The sequence below is a fragment of the Nocardiopsis coralli genome, assembly GCF_014892575.1.
GTDB lineage: Bacteria > Actinomycetota > Actinomycetes > Streptosporangiales > Streptosporangiaceae > Nocardiopsis > Nocardiopsis coralli.
Map to the genome: position 1 here is coordinate 239,946 of NZ_JADBGI010000007.1, position 14,321 is coordinate 254,266.

Sequence of the window (14,321 nt, forward strand, 5' to 3'; positions counted from 1 at the left end):
GCGGGACCCGGCCGTCCGGTGCCGTCAGCCCGGGTGGTGCACCGGGCCGGTGTCAGTCGTCGTCATCGTCGTCATCGTCACCGCCGAGGTCGATGCCGCCCGGGGTCGCGATGAGCTCGATCGTGGTGCCCTCCGGGGCGCTGTCCTCGTGCGACTGGCGGGCGACCTGGTCGCCGCGCAGGATCCGGTCCACCTCGACCTCGAACCCGGCGTCCTCCAGCTCCTCGACGGCGTCCTCCAGGTCCATGCCGACCACGTCGGGCACGTCGACCTCGGGCGGGCCGGTCGAGACGGTCAGCGTCACGGTGCCGCCCGGGCCCAGACTGGTGCCGGTGTCGGGGCTCTGGCTGATCACGGTGTCCTCGGGGACGTCCTCGCTCTCCTCCTCCTCGATCTCGACCTCCAGTTCGAGGTCCTCGAGGGCGGAGGTGGCCTCCTCGACGTCGCGCCCGGCCACCGCCGGGACGTCGATGCCGCGGCTGATGGTGAGCGTGACAGTCTCCTCGCGGTCGGCCGTGCCGCCCGCGTCCGGGTCGGTGGAGAGCACCTCGCCGGGCGGGGTGTCGTCGGCGTCGACCTCGTCCTGCACGATGTCGTCGGAGGCGAACCCGCGGTCCTCGAGCTCCTTGGTGGCGTCGGAGACGTCCGTACCCACCAGGTCCGGCATGTCGAAGGTCTGCGGGCCCTTGGACAGGACCACCGTGACCTGGTCGCCCTCGGACAGGCGGTCACCGATCTCCGGCTCGGTCCTGGCAACGGTCCCCGGCTCGGCCTCGTCGCTGTAGTCCTCCTCCTGCGCGAGGTCGAACTCGAGCCCGGCGGCCTGGATCTCCGAGCGGGCGGTGTCGGTGTCGGCCCCGACCACGTCCGGCACGGGTTCGAAGCGCCCGATCAGGAACCACCATCCGGCGACCAGGATCACCAGCGCCGCCACGGCCCCGCCGAAGGCGAGCATGCGGTTGCGGCTCAACCACGAGGCCTCCTCGCCGCCGCCGTCCCCGGCACCGCCGTCGTCGAACCCGGCCGCCTCCATGTCCACGACCATCGTCGCGTTCTCGGTGCCCGGTCCCGCGCCGCCCGCGATGAGCTGCGGCGCGGTCACCGTCGGGGCCGACCCCTTCTGCGGGGCCACCGGCGCCAACGGGCCGGAGGTGTGCGGGTCCTCGGGCAGCCGCTTGAGTACCTCCAGCACCTTGGCCAGGTACTGGCCGGCGTTGCTGGGGCGGAAGCGGGGGTCGCGCTCGGTGGCCTTGGTGACCAGCGAGTCGACCTCGGGGGGCATGTTCGGCACGAACTGCGAGGGGCGGGGGACGTCCTCGTTCACGTGCTGGTAGGCGATCGCGATGGGCGTCTCGCCCGTGTGGGGCTGGCTCCCGGTGAGCAGCTCGTACAGCATGATCCCGGCCGCGTACACGTCGCTGCGCGCGTCGGCCAGGCCCTTCTCGATCTGCTCCGGCGCCAGGTAGGCGGCCGTGCCCATGAGGGTGCCCGTGCGCGTCAGACCCTGGTTGGACTGCTCAACCGCGCGTGCCAGGCCGAAGTCGGCGACCTTGACCCGGCCGTCCTCGGTGATGAGCACGTTCTCGGGCTTGACGTCGCGGTGCACCATCCCGGCCTGGTGGGCGGCGCCCAGCGCGGCCAGTACCGACGCGGTGATGTTGAGCGCGGCCCGCGGCGCCAGGCGTCCCTTGGCCTTGAGCAGGTCGCGCAGGGTCCGGCCCGGCACGTACTCCATCGCCAGGAACACGTGCCCGGTGTCCTCGCCCTGGTCGAAGACCTGCACCACGTTCGGGTGGGAGAGCTTGGCGACCGAGTGCGCCTCGTTGATGAAGCGCTGGACGAAGGCGGGGTCCTGGGCGAGGGAGGGATGCATCACCTTCAACGCCTGCCGCCGGTCCAGACGGAGGTCGTGGGCGACGTAGACGGTCGCCATCCCACCACCGGCGATACGGGACTCGACGAAGTAGCGCCGGTCGAGTGTCGCGCCTACGAGTGGGTCGGAAGTCGTCATGTCCACGGCGGAGTCATGTCCTTGCTGCGGGGAGCGCGGGCAGTCACGGTCGGCGTGGGCGATGCGGCCCGGGAAGGCCGGGACGGCCGGGGCGGCCCGAAACGGGGCCGCACTGGGCGACGGCGCTCACCCGACACCGTGTGTCGAACCGACACGATAGCGGAATCCGGCGCACGCGCCCGCCCCGCGGTCGGCGGTCGTCGCCTCCGTGCCGCGCACGGCTCGGAGGCGGTGGCTCGTTCGATGTGCGTCGAGCGCACCCCACCACGGTAGGCGACGCAGAAGAGCCCGTGGTGTCGGGCCGATCACGCGGCACGGGGACACCGGGTCCCCGCACCGCGCTCCGGTGCCCGGTTCCTCAGGGCATGGGGGAGGAGGCCTGTGCGTACCTGCGCACCGGGATACGCCCGGCCAGACGCGCGGCACGGCCGGCCCGCACGGCGTCGCGCATCGCCGCGGACATCAGCCCGGGGTCCTGCGCGCGGGTGACGGCGGTGGCGAGCAGGACCGCGTCGCAGCCCAGCTCCATCGCCAGGGCCGCGTCGCTGGCCGTGCCGATGCCGGCGTCCACGATGACCGGGACCTCCGTCTGCTCGACGATGAGCTCCAGGTTGTGCGGGTTGCGGATGCCCAGCCCCGACCCGATCGGTGCGGCCAGGGGCATCACGGCCGCGCACCCGATCTGCTCCAGGCGCCGGGCCAGGACCGGATCGTCGTTGGTGTACGGGAGCACGGTGAACCCGTCGTCCACGAGGAGCTCCGCGGCCTCCAGGAGCTCCACCGGGTCCGGGAGGAGGGTGCGCTCGTCGGCCACCACCTCCAGCTTCACCCAGTCGGTCTCCAGGGCCTCACGACCCAGCCGGGCGGTACGCACCGCGTCCTGGGCCGTGAAACACCCGGCGGTGTTGGGCAGCGGACGGATCTTGTTGCGCCGCAGCACGTCCCACACCGAACCCTCCTGGGTGGGGGAGACGTGGCGCAGCGCGACCGTGGTCAGCTCCGTGCCGGAGGTGGTCAGGGCCTCCTCGAGCACCTCCATGGAAGGTGCCCCGCCCGTTCCGGTGATCAGGCGGGAGGAGAAGGTGGTGTCGGCGATGGTGAACGGGTCGTCCACACGCGGGTCGAACATCGTCAGCCCCCCTGTACTGCGGTCAGGACGTCCACGCGGTCGCCCGCGCCGAGCGGGGTCGCGGCCCAGGCCGGGCGGCGGACCACCTCGTCGTTGACGGCCACGGCGATACCGCCGGGAACCTCGCCGCCCTCGGGGACGGTCAGCTCGCGGACGACCGACTCGACGGTGGTCCCGGTCTCGTAGGTGCGCTCTTCGTTGTTGACGGTGAGCTTCATGTGTTGTCCTCCCGGTCGGCAGAGAACCGGCGTGCGGGGGCGGGCAGGGTGCCCTCGGTCAGAGCCTGGGCCATGGCCTCGCCCGTGGCCGGGGTGAGCAGGACGCCGTGGCGGAAGTGCCCGGCGGCCAGGTGGAGCCCGGGGACCCGCGTGGGGCCGAGCAGGGGTTCGTTGTCCGGTGAGCCGGGACGCAGGCCCACACAGGCCTCGGTGACCTCGAGCTCGGTCACACCGGGGACGAGCTCGCGGGCGTCGCGCAGGATCTTCCAGAGCCCGCCCACGGTGAGGGAGTCGTCGTGCCCCAGTTCCTCCTGGGTGGCGCCGACGACGATCTCGCCGTCCCCGCGCGGGACCAGGTAGACCGGTGAGCCCTTGACCAGGCCGCGCACCGTGCGGTGCACCAGCGGCTCCGAGCCCTCCGGCATGCGGGTGCGCAGGAGTTGGCCCTTGACCGGGCGCAGGGTGGGCAGGACCGGTTCGGGCAGGGCGATGTCGTTGCCCCAGCACCCGGCGGCCAGCACCACCTGGTCGGCCTCGAGCGTCCCGCCGCCGGCCAGGCGCACGGACAGGCCGTCGGTGACCTCCACGGCGCGGTCGGCGACCTCGCGCACACCCGCGCGTTCACCGGCCACGGCCAGGGCCTGCAGGAGGCGGCGCGGGTCCACCGAGTGGTCCTCGGGTGCGAGCACCCCGCCGCGCACCGACGGGGCCAGCATCGGCTCGAGCTTGCGGCACGCGCGGCTGGTGAGGCGTTCGGTGGGCACACCCAGGCGCTGCTGGAGCTCGTGCAGGTCGGTCAGGACGGCGAGGTCGTCGCGGTCGAAGGCCACCATGAGCGTGCCCGTCGTGTGGTGGCCCACGTCCGTCCCGCTCGCGGCCTCGAGCTCGGCGACGAAACCCTTGTAGAGGCCCGCCGAGTGCACGGCGAACTCCATGAGGGGTTCCTCGCCGAAGGCCGCCTCGGACGCGGGTGTGAGCATGCCCGCGGCGACCCTGGAGGCCGAGCGGGCGTCGGACGGCTCCACGACCGTGACGTCGAGCCCCCGTTGTGCGGCGCGCCAGGCGGTGACCCGCCCGGCCAGGCCGCCGCCGACCACGACGACACGGCTGTCACCGCGGTCGGTGGTGGGATGACTGATGCGCATGGCGCTGTGTTCCACTCCCTTCGCCGGCATGATCCGGATCAGGTTCGTGCGGTCGGCGGATCGGTCTTTCCGCCCTCTCAGCCGGGACCACCCGGCTCCCGCGGTCTCCCTCCAGTTTAGAGCGCCCCACAAATCCCGGCATCAGGGGCCGGGTGGGCGTGAACCACTCACCCCCGGACGTGCATTCCGGAGCCGTGGCCGGACCCGGGGCGCAGAGCGGCGACCCGGGCACAAGGGCCCTGCGTATGTGGCAGATTGGACCCGTGACACACAACGACATCGACACCCTGGTCGGCGACTGGCTCACCCTCAAGGAGGCCGCTCAGCCCCTCGGCGTCAGCCCGAACCGCATCAAGCAGCTGATCCGCGAGAACCGCATGATGGGCCTGGTCCGCGGCGGCGAGCTCTCCATCCCCGCCGCGTTCCTGGACGGCGACGACCTCGTCAAGGGCCTGCCCGGGACCCTGGTCCTGCTCAGCGACGCCGGCTTCTCCCACGAGGAGGCCCTGCGCTGGCTCTTCACCCCGGACGAGACCCTGCCGGGCACACCCATACAGGCCATGCGTGAGAACCGCGGTACCGAGGTGCGCCGCCGGGCCCAGAGCATGGCGTTCTGACACGGACCCGTGGGCGTTCTCCCCGCCGGGGCGCCCACGGGCGCGGCAGGTCCTGCGGTGCCGGGGGTTCAGCGTCTAGGGTGGGGCGGGTGAGGACCAGCCACGGAACCAGCCTGCGCGAGCGGCTGGACACATCCCTTCTGTACCTGTGCACCGACGCCCGCACCGAGCGCGGCGACCTGGCCGAGTTCACCGAGGCCGCCCTCGCCGGCGGCGTGGACATCGTCCAGCTCCGCGACAAGGGCCTGGAGGCGCGCGAGGAGATCGCCGCGCTCGAGGTCATGCGCGAGGCGTGCGAGCGCCACGGTGCCCTGCTCGCGGTCAACGACCGTGCCGACATCGCCCGCGCCGTGCGCGCGGACGTGCTCCACCTGGGCCAGCGCGACCTCCCGGTCCCGATGGCCCGCGACATCATCGGGGCCGACCCGATCGTGGGGCGTTCCAACAACGACGCCGGTGCCGCGGCCACGTCCGCGGAGGAACCCGGGACCGACTACTTCTGTGTCGGTCCGACGTGGGCCACACCGACCAAACCGGGCCGCCAGGCCGCCGGCCTCGACCTCGTGCGCGAGGCCGCCGCGTTCGGCAGCGACCGCCCCTGGTTCGCCGTCGGGGGGATCGACGCCGGGAACATCGACGAGGTCCTGGACGCCGGCGCCCGCCGCGTGGTCGTGGTCCGTGCGATCACCGAGGCCGAGGACCCCCGAGCGGCCGCCGCACACCTGCGTTCCCGTCTCACCGACCGCGTGGGATGACCTTCCCGGTCCCGTCCGCGCACCGTGCAGTGGGGCTGCCCGCTGTGCCGTGCGGGGCGGGGCCGTGTGCGTCAGGCTGAGCCCATGACGGGCCCCTCCCGCCTTCCGCGGACGGACGCCGCCACGGGCACCGGCCCCGGCCCCCGGACCCCCGACGGATGCTCCGTCGACCTGACGCCGCGGCCGAGCGCTCCGCCCGGGCCGGAGTCCCCGGGGCCTGCACGGGATGAGGGATCAGACCGCCACGTGGGCGAGCGCGCTCGGGTGGCGCCGGAGGAAACCCTCGATCGACTGTGGGGGGTGCCCGGTCAGTTTCGGGACGGTGGGTGCGACCACGTCCAACTCGCCGGCGGCGATCGCGGCGTAGGAGGAGGCCCATCCCTCCACCTGCCACTCGGGGGCCCCGGTGGCCCGTCGGGAGGCGAGCGCCTCCTCCCAGGTCTCGGGCACGTACCGGATCGAACGGGCGGTGAGGGTGGTCAGCTTGTCCACGGTCGCGGCCAGGGACAGGGCTTCGGGGCCGGTCACGTCGAGGGTGGTGTTCTCGGTGCGCAGGAACGTCTCGGGGCCGGTCAGCACCTCGACCGCGACGTCGGCCACGTCGCTGCGCGAGACCCAGGCGACCCGCCCGTCACCGGCGGGGCCGCGCACCACACCCTCGTCGTCGACCCAGTGCGGTAGCAGGTCCAGGTACAGGCTGGGTCTCAGGAAGGTGTGCGCCACCCCCGTCGACCGGATGTGCGCCTCGGTGAAGAAGTGGGTGCGCGCGAAGGTGAAGGTCGAGGCGGGGCCCGCGCTCAGGAACGACAGGTACACGATGCGCGAGACCCCGGCCGCGACCGCCGCATCCACGGCGTCCAGATGCGTCTGCACGCGGTCCTCGGACTCGGTCGCCGACACCAGGAAGAGCGTGTCCACACCGCGGCAGGCCCGCTCGAACGCGGCGGCGTCCTCGTAGGTGGCCATCGCGGCGCTGCTCCCCGGGTACTCGGGGGCGCGGTTGAGGTCGCGCACGACGAACCTCTGCGGGATCCCGCGCCGGGCGATCCGGGCGGCCACACGTCCGCCCAGCGCGCCCGTCGCTCCGGTCACACCAATGGTGCGGTTTGTCATGTGATCGTCGCCCATGGACCCATCCTCGGACACGTCCCGGCGTGCCGCGCTCAGCGGCACGCCCCCCATTTCACGCGCCCGGGACCGGGGGCACGGGCCGGTCTCCGGAAGCCGCCGGACGCCCCGGCCCCCGGTAGGCGAGACGGCGCAGCAGCACCTCGGCAGGCCCCCGCCGGCCGGCGCGCTCCAGGGCCGCGCAGCCCGCGACGGTCGCCAACCAGAGGCCGGTGGCGAAGAGTGCCATCGTCCACGAGGTCAGGTGGGCACCCAGGCCCAGGCCCCAGGCGGCCAGCACCGGGGCGCACACCACGGACTGGGCGAGGTAGGCCGACAGGGAGCGCTTGCCGGTCGCGGCCACGGCTCCGGCCAGGGGTCCGGTACCCCGCGCCTGGACGCGGCGGGCGACCAGGGCGATGAGCGCGACGTACCCCACACCGCAGAACAGGCCGGTGACCACGTGCGGGAAGGTCAGCATCACCGCGCGGGCCTCGTCCATCTCCCACACGCCGGTCTGCGCCAGCGCAAGCGGCAGACCGCCCAGCCAGCCCACGGAGATCCCGACGGCGGCGGCCCCGCGCAGCAGGCCGAGGTGGCGCCCGGGCTCCTCGAGGATCCGCGAACGCGCGGCCAGGAAGCCGAGAAGGATCGCCACGGGCACCGACATCGACAGCAGGCCCTGGCCGACCACGACCACNGGAGATCCCGACGGCGGCGGCCCCGCGCAGCAGGCCGAGGTGGCGCCCGGGCTCCTCGAGGATCCGCGAACGCGCGGCCAGGAAGCCGAGAAGGATCGCCACGGGCACCGACATCGACAGCAGGCCCTGGCCGACCACGACCACCGGCCACGCGATCATCCGCTCCAGCGCAGCCGCCAGGTAGGACCCCTCGGCGAAGCTGCCCATCAGCGCGTCGATCTGCATCGGCGCGCCCTGGCCGGCGAGCTCGTCGGCGGGGGTGAAGACCGCGCCGAGCAGGCTCAACAGCGCCAGCAGTGTCATCAGCCCGAGCAGCACCGAGATCCAGATCCGCAGGGTGCGGTCGGCCCGGCGCAGGAACAGCCAGCCGAGCACCAGCCCGGCCAGCCCGTACGCGCCCAGGATGTCGCCGACGAACAGCAGCGACGCGTGCACCAGACCGAAGGCCATGAGCCACAGGTTGCGCCGCCGCAGGAGGGCGGAGGCCTCGCGCGGGCTCGCCCCGGACGCCTCCTGGCGCCGCATGAGCTGCACCATCCCGTAACCGAACAGGAAGGCGAACATGGGGTAGCTGCGCATGTCCACGGCCATCACCGTGAAGAACTGCGCGGCGCTGTCGAGCGCCCCCTCGGCGGCCGGGTGCGCCGTCCCCACGCCGGCGGTCGGGACCGCCCACAGGTACCAGACGGTGTTGGCCAGGGCGATGAACAGAAGCATGAACCCGCGGGCCAGGTCGGGCGCGAGGGCCCGCTCCCCGGCTCCGGCGGGTCCGCGTACCGGGGTCTGCCGGTCCATGGGGACACATCCGATCTGTCGCGAGGTCTCACCACGATTCAACTGCTCGGGGCGGCGGAGCGACAACCGGGACATCCCTGAGGCGCACCCCGGTCCTGGCGGGGCACGTCCTCAGGGGCGGGGATCCCTAGTGGGAGCGGGCGGTGGCGATCCCGACCAGCTCACGCAGCGGGCCGCGTGCCTCGCCGTCGAGCCCGGGGTGCTCCAGGGCGGCGACGGCACGGTCGGCGTACTCGGACACGAGCTCCTCGCAGGCGGCCAGCGCACCGCAGTCCTCGATGAGCCCGCACATCCACTCCACCGATTCGGCGGTGAGGTCCGGGGCGCCCAGCAGCGAACGGAACCGGTCGGCGTCGGCGGAGGCGGCCCGCTCCAGGGTCTCGGCGACGACGAGGGTGCGCTTGCCCTCGCGCAGGTCGTCCCCGGCGGGCTTGCCGGTCGTGGTCGGGTCGCCGAACACCCCGAGCACGTCGTCGCGCAGCTGGAACGCGATGCCGAGCGTCACGCCGTAGTCGGTGTAGACCGGGCCGAGCTCCTCCAGGCGTCCGGCCAGCGCGGCCCCCAGGTGCAGGGGCCGCTCCACCGTGTACTTGGCGGCCTTGTAGTGCATGACCCGCAGGGCGGCCTCACGCGTGGACGTGCCGCGCACCTGCTCCAGGGTGTCCAGGTACTGCCCGGCCATGACCTCGGTGCGCATGGCGTCGAAGGGCACCCGTCCGGCCAGCAGCGTCTCGGGGGAGAACCCGCTGGACTGGTACATCTCGTCGGACCACACCAGGCACAGGTCGCCGATGAGGATCGCGGCGCCGCGGCCGAACCCCTCGCTGTCCCCGTTCCACCCGTGGTCGGCGTGCAGCTTGGCCATGCGCTTGTGCGTGGCCGGGAGCCCGCGGCGGGTGTCGCTGTTGTCTATGACGTCGTCGTGCACCAGCGCGCACGCCTGCAGGTACTCCAGGGACGCGGCGGCCTGCACGATGCGCTCGTCCCCGGCGTCCCCGCCCGCTCCGCGCCAGCCCCAGTAGGCGAAGGTCGGCCGCAGTCGCTTGCCACCGGAGAGCATCGACTCCAGCGCGTCGACGGCCGGCGAGAGCTCACCGCCGATCTGCAGCAGGCGCTCCCGGTTGCGGGCGCCGAAGGCGGCCAGGGCACGGTCGACGTCGGGGCGGACGACCGAGACGGGTGAGGCGGAAGAAGATGAGGAAGGGCCCATACCCCGCACATTATCGGCTGCCAGTGGTGGCCCGACCCGGCCCCGGGGAAGCGGTGGGAACGCCCCGTGCACCGCTCCTGACCCGCAGTTGTCCCATGATCCGGGGCCGCGGTCCGGTGCGGCGGTGTGCCCTCAACTAAGGTGGAGTCCATGCAGCCCGCATTGACACATCCCGTGGCTCCCCGAGCCACCAGCCCCCGGCACATCAGCGAGATGCTCGATTCCGGAGAGCCGATGTTCTCCTTCGAGTTCTTCCCGCCGCGTACCGACAAGGCACAGGAGCGCCTCTGGCGGGCCATCCGCGAACTGGAGGCCCTCAACCCCTCGTTCGTCTCCGTCACGTACGGAGCCGGGGGTAGTACGCGCGGAAAGACGGTCGAGACGACCGAACGCATCGCCACCGACACGACCCTGCTCCCGGTGGCGCACATGACCCTGGTCGACCACTCCGTCGCCGAACTGCGCCACCTCATCGGGCGCTTCTCCGCCGCGGGGGTGTCCAACATCCTCGCCGTGCGCGGTGACCCGCCCGGGGACCCCGACGGCGAGTGGATCGCCCACCCGGAGGGGCTGACCTATTCCGAACAGCTCGTCCGGTTGATCAAGGAGAGCGGCGACTTCTGTGTGGGTGTGGCCGCCTTCCCCTTCAAGCACCCGCGCTCGCCCGACGTGGAGACCGACACCGAGCACTTCATCCGCAAGTGCCGCGCCGGTGCCGACTACGCCATCACGCAGATGTTCTTCGACCCCGAGGAATACCTCCGGATGCGTGACCGCGTGGTCGCCAAGGGGTGCGACATCCCGATCATCCCCGAGGTGTTCCCGGTGGTGCGCACGTCCTTCATCCCGCGCTCGGAGAAGCTCTCCGGCGCCCCGTTCCCGCGCGACCTCGCGCAGAAGTTCGAGAGCTTCGGCGACGACACCGAGGCGGTGCGCCAGTTCGGGATCGAGCACGCCCAGAAGATGTGCGAGAAGCTGCTCGCCGAGGGCGCGCCCGGCATCCACTTCATCACCTCGAACCAGTCCACGGCCACCAGGGAGATCTACCGGGAGATCGCCGGGACCCGGGCCCCCTGAGCGGTAGCCGCGCCGCGAGGATGTCGAACGGGTGGTCCGGGCTGCCCGGGAACGTGAAGCCCTCCAGGAGCGCGGAGAAACCGCAGGAACGGTAGAGGTGGCGGGCCGGGGTCGGGCCCGTCCTGGTGGACAGCAACGCGGTCCGCTCCGGCCGCCCCTCGCACAGGGTGTGCAGCATGCGCCGCCCGATACCGCCGTTCTGCGCGTCCGGATGGACGTGCACCTCGGCGATCTCCAGGGCTGAGGCCAGGTAGCGCCGGGCCTGCCGTTCGCTGCCCCGGCCGCGCAGTTCCGCCTCGACGACGTCGTGCCACCACTGGCCGGGCCGCCCGCGGAACGCGTAGGCGAACCCGACGGCGTCACCGCCGCGCACGGCCACGACCGAACGGAACCCCGGGTGTTCGGCGTGGGCGTTCATCACCGCCGCCCGCCCCGGAAGCTGTTCGGCCGGGGGAGCCATGGCTGCCTCGTAGATCCGGATGAGTGCGGGTACCGCGTGCGTGAAGGGGTCCGGCGCCAGTTCACGCAGTTCGGTGTCGGCGTCCACGGCCCAACACTAGACCCCTGCCCACCGGTGTGTGCTCCTTCCCTCATGACCTGCGCCGATGCCCGCGCCCGCGGTCGGGGGCGGTGCTGAGCCGCGCCCCACGGCCGTCCACAGAATGCCGCGAAGCGCTTGACGCTCTGTGCGGACTGCGGTTAACTGACCCTGTTCGAACTCGTGTTCGAACGAACGTCCGCCGGATATCCTGGCGGGCAGCGGTGCGGCCGGGTTGGGGAGGGGAAGCCCCACGTCCGGCCGCACCGTCCCCCGGTTTCCTCCGCCTCCCCGACGCACGATCCGCCCACCCCCGACACACGAAAGGACCCCGCCCACCGTGGGACGGGGTCCGTGCGTGACGAGAGCCGGCGTCCTCGGGGGGAGGGGCCGGCTCTCGGGCGCTGGTGCGGACGGACCTAGAAGGCGTCGACCGCCCGGCGCGCCTCGGGGTCCAGGACACCCCAGTTGATGAGCTCCTCGGTCAGGTCCGAGGGCGACTTGTCGTAGATGACCGCGAGTGAACGCAGGTCCTCCTGGCGGATGCTCAGCACGCGGCCGTTGTAGTCGCCGCGCTGGCTCTGGATGGTGGCGACGTAGCGCGAGAGCGGCCCGGCCTTCTCCTGCGGCAGCTGCTGCATGCGCTCGAGGTCGATCACCAGCTTGGGCGTGGGGCCCAGCGGGGTGGGTGCGGCGCCGCCCGGGAGCAGCTCCGACATGGGCACACCGTAGAAGTCGGCGAGCTCCGCCAGCTTCTGGACGGTGACGGCGCGGTCGCCGCGCTCGTAGGAACCCACCACGACGGCCTTCCAGCGCCCGTGGGACTTCTCCTCGACGCCGTGCAGGGACAGGCCCTGCTGGGTGCGGATGGCACGCAGTCGCGCGCCGAGGGACTTCGCGTATTCGGATGGCATCTTCTTGTCGCTCCCGGCCGTGACGGTGGCTGGCGTGGTGGGGGAGATCCGCTCGTACTCGGCGGGCCGCCTCGGCGGTCCAGCGGATGGTCACGGGGTGCAACCCCACCCGGTAGTGATTACAGACAGTGACGGTAAGGGGGTCTGGCGCCCAGGTCAAGCCGTTGGTGTGAAATGCGACTAATCAGTGTCCAAACCGCGCGTAGGTGAAACTCCTCTCATGTCACCCGAGATCGGGGCGTTCTGGGTGGTGGCAATGGCCCGGAAGCCCGTGTTCACGGGGGTTTCGGCCTCCAGGGCCTCGCGGAGATGAACCCGGAGTGTCGCCCGTCTGTCGCTATCGGCAACGAAGTGCTGATTTTCTGTGTGATCGAAGTCACTCGGAGGCGGTTGCGAAGGTGGGCTCCCAGGAGAGGCCCGGCGGGCCCGCTGGTAGCGTGGGCTCGATCGACATCCTTTAACGTCCTGTTCAGTGAGGCAGGGAAGGGGGTCACTACTTTGCGTGCGCAAAAAGCCACCGCCGGTGAAGCGGAGGGGATCTCGGGCGCACAGGCGAAGGTGCCCGAAGGTACCCGCGCCGTCCTCGACGGCCCCGAGATCAACCGGGCACTGACCCGGATCGCCCACGAGGTGCTCGAACGCACCAAGGGCGGCCAGGAGGTCACCCTCCTCGGCATCCCCTCGCGCGGCGTCCCGCTCGCACAGCGCCTGGCCCGGCGCATCGAACGTGTGGAGGACCTCGCGGTCCCCACCGGTTCCCTCGACATCACCATGTACCGCGACGACCTGCGTCTCGCCCCCGCGCGTGCGCTCGGCCGCACCGAGATCCCCGACGGTGGACTCGACGACCGCGTGGTCGTGCTCGTCGACGACGTGCTCTTCTCCGGCCGGACCGTGCGCGCCGCCCTCGACGCCCTCGGCGACCTCGGACGCCCCCGCGCGGTCCAGCTCGCCGTCCTCGTCGACCGCGGCCACCGCGAGCTCCCCATCCGCGCCGACTACGTGGGCAAGAACCTGCCCACCTCTCTGCGCGAGAACGTCGACGTACGTCTGAGCGAGACCGACGACCAGGACGCCGTCCTGCTCGGTCCCGCCCGTTCCCGCGCCGGCTCGGCCGGATCCGCGGACCAGGAGGTGGACAGCTGATGCGGCACCTGCTCTCCGCCGGCGACCTCGACCGGGACCAGGCCACCCTGATCCTGGACACCGCCTCGGAGCTCGCACAGGTCGGCGACCGCTCGGTCAAGAAGCTCCCGACCCTGCGCGGGCGCACCGTGGTCAACCTCTTCTACGAGGACTCCACGCGCACCCGCACCTCCTTCGAACTGGCGGCCAAGCGCCTCTCCGCCGACGTCATCAACTTCTCCGCCAAGGGCTCCAGCGTCTCCAAGGGCGAGAGCCTCAAGGACACCGCGCTGACGCTGCAGGCCATGGGCGCCGACGGCGTCGTCATCCGCCACAGCGCCTCCGGGGCCGCCCACCGCCTCTCCCACTGGGTCGACGGTTCGGTCCTCAACGCCGGCGACGGCACCCACGAGCACCCCACACAGGCCCTGCTCGACGCCTTCACCATGAGGAACCGCCTGGGCACCCTCGAGGGCCTGCGCGTGGCCGTGGTCGGCGACGTCATGCACAGCCGCGTCGCGCGCTCCAACGTGCTGCTGCTGACCACCCTGGGGGCCGAGGTCACCCTCGTGGCCCCGCCGACCCTCCTGCCGGTCTCGGTGGGCACCTGGCCGTGCGAGGTCTCCTACGACCTGGACTCCGTCCTGCCCAAGAGCGACGTCGTCATGATGCTGCGGGTCCAGGGCGAGCGGATGAACGAGTCCTTCTTCCCCTCCGTGCGCGAGTACAGCCGCAACTACGGCCTCGACGGAGAGCGCCTCGGCCGCATGCCCGAGCACGCGATCGTCATGCACCCCGGCCCGATGGTCCGCGGCATGGAGATCTCCGCGGAGGTCGCCGACTCGCCCCGGTGCACCGTCACCGAGCAGGTCGCCAACGGCGTGAGCCTGCGCATGGCCGTGCTCTACCTGCTCCTCGGCGGTTCCTGACGCCCTCGCGCGCCCCGCTGCCCGGGGCGCGCGCCGGTGCCCCACGGCAC

General features: G+C 72.3%; 14 protein-coding genes, 1 pseudogene and 1 riboswitch. Of the genes and pseudogenes, 6 read left to right on the forward strand and 9 right to left on the reverse strand.

Annotation, left to right across the window (positions count from 1 at the left end; genetic code table 11):
- Positions 1 to 52 precede the first annotated feature (52 nt).
- The 4 genes from pknB to thiO all read right to left on the reverse strand — a co-directional run bounded on the left by pknB (position 53) and on the right by thiO (position 4,533).
- Complete coding sequence (gene pknB / locus IDM40_RS10320; RefSeq protein WP_193121722.1) at positions 53 to 2,017, reverse strand: Stk1 family PASTA domain-containing Ser/Thr kinase; 1,965 nt, start codon at positions 2,015 to 2,017, stop codon at positions 53 to 55.
- 352 nt (positions 2,018 to 2,369) lie between these two features.
- Positions 2,370 to 3,140 (reverse strand): thiazole synthase, encoded by a 771-nt coding sequence (locus tag IDM40_RS10325; RefSeq protein ID WP_193121723.1) that lies wholly within the window; start codon positions 3,138 to 3,140, stop codon positions 2,370 to 2,372.
- A gap of 2 nt (positions 3,141 to 3,142) precedes the next feature.
- Positions 3,143 to 3,358 (reverse strand): sulfur carrier protein ThiS, encoded by a 216-nt coding sequence (gene thiS, locus IDM40_RS10330; protein WP_193121724.1) that lies wholly within the window; start codon positions 3,356 to 3,358, stop codon positions 3,143 to 3,145.
- Complete coding sequence (thiO, locus tag IDM40_RS10335) at positions 3,355 to 4,533, reverse strand: glycine oxidase ThiO (protein WP_235997470.1); 1,179 nt, start codon at positions 4,531 to 4,533, stop codon at positions 3,355 to 3,357. The genes thiS and thiO overlap by 4 nt, the downstream gene beginning before the upstream one ends.
- Positions 4,518 to 4,606: riboswitch (TPP riboswitch) on the reverse strand. (Overlaps the previous gene by 16 nt.)
- A gap of 160 nt (positions 4,607 to 4,766) precedes the next feature.
- Here thiO and IDM40_RS10340 point away from each other — a divergent pair.
- Together IDM40_RS10340 and thiE are read left to right on the forward strand one after the other, a co-directional pair.
- Positions 4,767 to 5,120 (forward strand): Rv2175c family DNA-binding protein, encoded by a 354-nt coding sequence (locus IDM40_RS10340; RefSeq protein ID WP_193121725.1) that lies wholly within the window; start codon positions 4,767 to 4,769, stop codon positions 5,118 to 5,120.
- Positions 5,121 to 5,209: 89 nt separating this feature from the next.
- Entirely contained in the window at positions 5,210 to 5,875 is a 666-nt protein-coding gene (gene thiE, locus IDM40_RS10345; protein WP_193121726.1) for a thiamine phosphate synthase, read from the forward strand.
- A 234-nt stretch (positions 5,876 to 6,109) separates the two neighbouring features.
- Here thiE and IDM40_RS10350 read toward each other — a convergent pair whose 3' ends face one another.
- Both IDM40_RS10350 and IDM40_RS10355 read right to left on the reverse strand, forming a co-directional pair.
- On the reverse strand, positions 6,110 to 7,003 hold the full coding sequence (locus IDM40_RS10350; RefSeq protein ID WP_193121727.1) for an SDR family oxidoreductase: 894 nt from the start codon (positions 7,001 to 7,003) through the stop codon (positions 6,110 to 6,112).
- A gap of 55 nt (positions 7,004 to 7,058) precedes the next feature.
- A pseudogene (locus tag IDM40_RS10355) lies at positions 7,059 to 7,682 on the reverse strand (DUF418 domain-containing protein); the annotation flags it as partial.
- A 40-nt stretch (positions 7,683 to 7,722) separates the two neighbouring features.
- On the opposite strand from IDM40_RS10355, the gene IDM40_RS28940 reads away from it, so the two are divergent.
- Positions 7,723 to 8,559, forward strand: coding sequence for a hypothetical protein (locus tag IDM40_RS28940; RefSeq protein ID WP_193121729.1), 837 nt, complete (start codon positions 7,723 to 7,725; stop codon positions 8,557 to 8,559).
- A 46-nt stretch (positions 8,560 to 8,605) separates the two neighbouring features.
- Here IDM40_RS28940 and IDM40_RS10365 read toward each other — a convergent pair whose 3' ends face one another.
- Complete coding sequence (locus IDM40_RS10365) at positions 8,606 to 9,688, reverse strand: polyprenyl synthetase family protein (RefSeq protein ID WP_193121730.1); 1,083 nt, start codon at positions 9,686 to 9,688, stop codon at positions 8,606 to 8,608.
- 234 nt (positions 9,689 to 9,922) lie between these two features.
- Between IDM40_RS10365 and metF the strand changes: the two genes are divergently transcribed.
- Entirely contained in the window at positions 9,923 to 10,765 is an 843-nt protein-coding gene (metF, locus tag IDM40_RS10370) for a methylenetetrahydrofolate reductase [NAD(P)H] (RefSeq protein ID WP_235997493.1), read from the forward strand.
- On the opposite strand, the gene IDM40_RS10375 is transcribed toward metF, so the two are convergent.
- Positions 10,698 to 11,312, reverse strand: coding sequence for a GNAT family N-acetyltransferase (locus IDM40_RS10375; protein ID WP_193121731.1), 615 nt, complete (start codon positions 11,310 to 11,312; stop codon positions 10,698 to 10,700). The genes metF and IDM40_RS10375 overlap by 68 nt on opposite strands.
- Before the next feature lie 410 nt (positions 11,313 to 11,722).
- Positions 11,723 to 12,217: a transcriptional regulator BldD gene (gene bldD, locus IDM40_RS10380; RefSeq protein ID WP_017576791.1), complete on the reverse strand. Its 495-nt coding sequence runs from the start codon at positions 12,215 to 12,217 to the stop codon at positions 11,723 to 11,725.
- A 558-nt stretch (positions 12,218 to 12,775) separates the two neighbouring features.
- Here bldD and pyrR point away from each other — a divergent pair.
- Positions 12,776 to 13,363, forward strand: a complete 588-nt coding sequence (gene pyrR / locus IDM40_RS10385) for a bifunctional pyr operon transcriptional regulator/uracil phosphoribosyltransferase PyrR (protein ID WP_193121732.1) — start codon at positions 12,776 to 12,778, stop codon at positions 13,361 to 13,363.
- Positions 13,363 to 14,271 (forward strand): aspartate carbamoyltransferase catalytic subunit, encoded by a 909-nt coding sequence (locus IDM40_RS10390; RefSeq protein ID WP_193121733.1) that lies wholly within the window; start codon positions 13,363 to 13,365, stop codon positions 14,269 to 14,271. Before pyrR ends, IDM40_RS10390 begins: the two co-directional genes overlap by 1 nt.
- Positions 14,272 to 14,321: the final 50 nt, after the last annotated feature.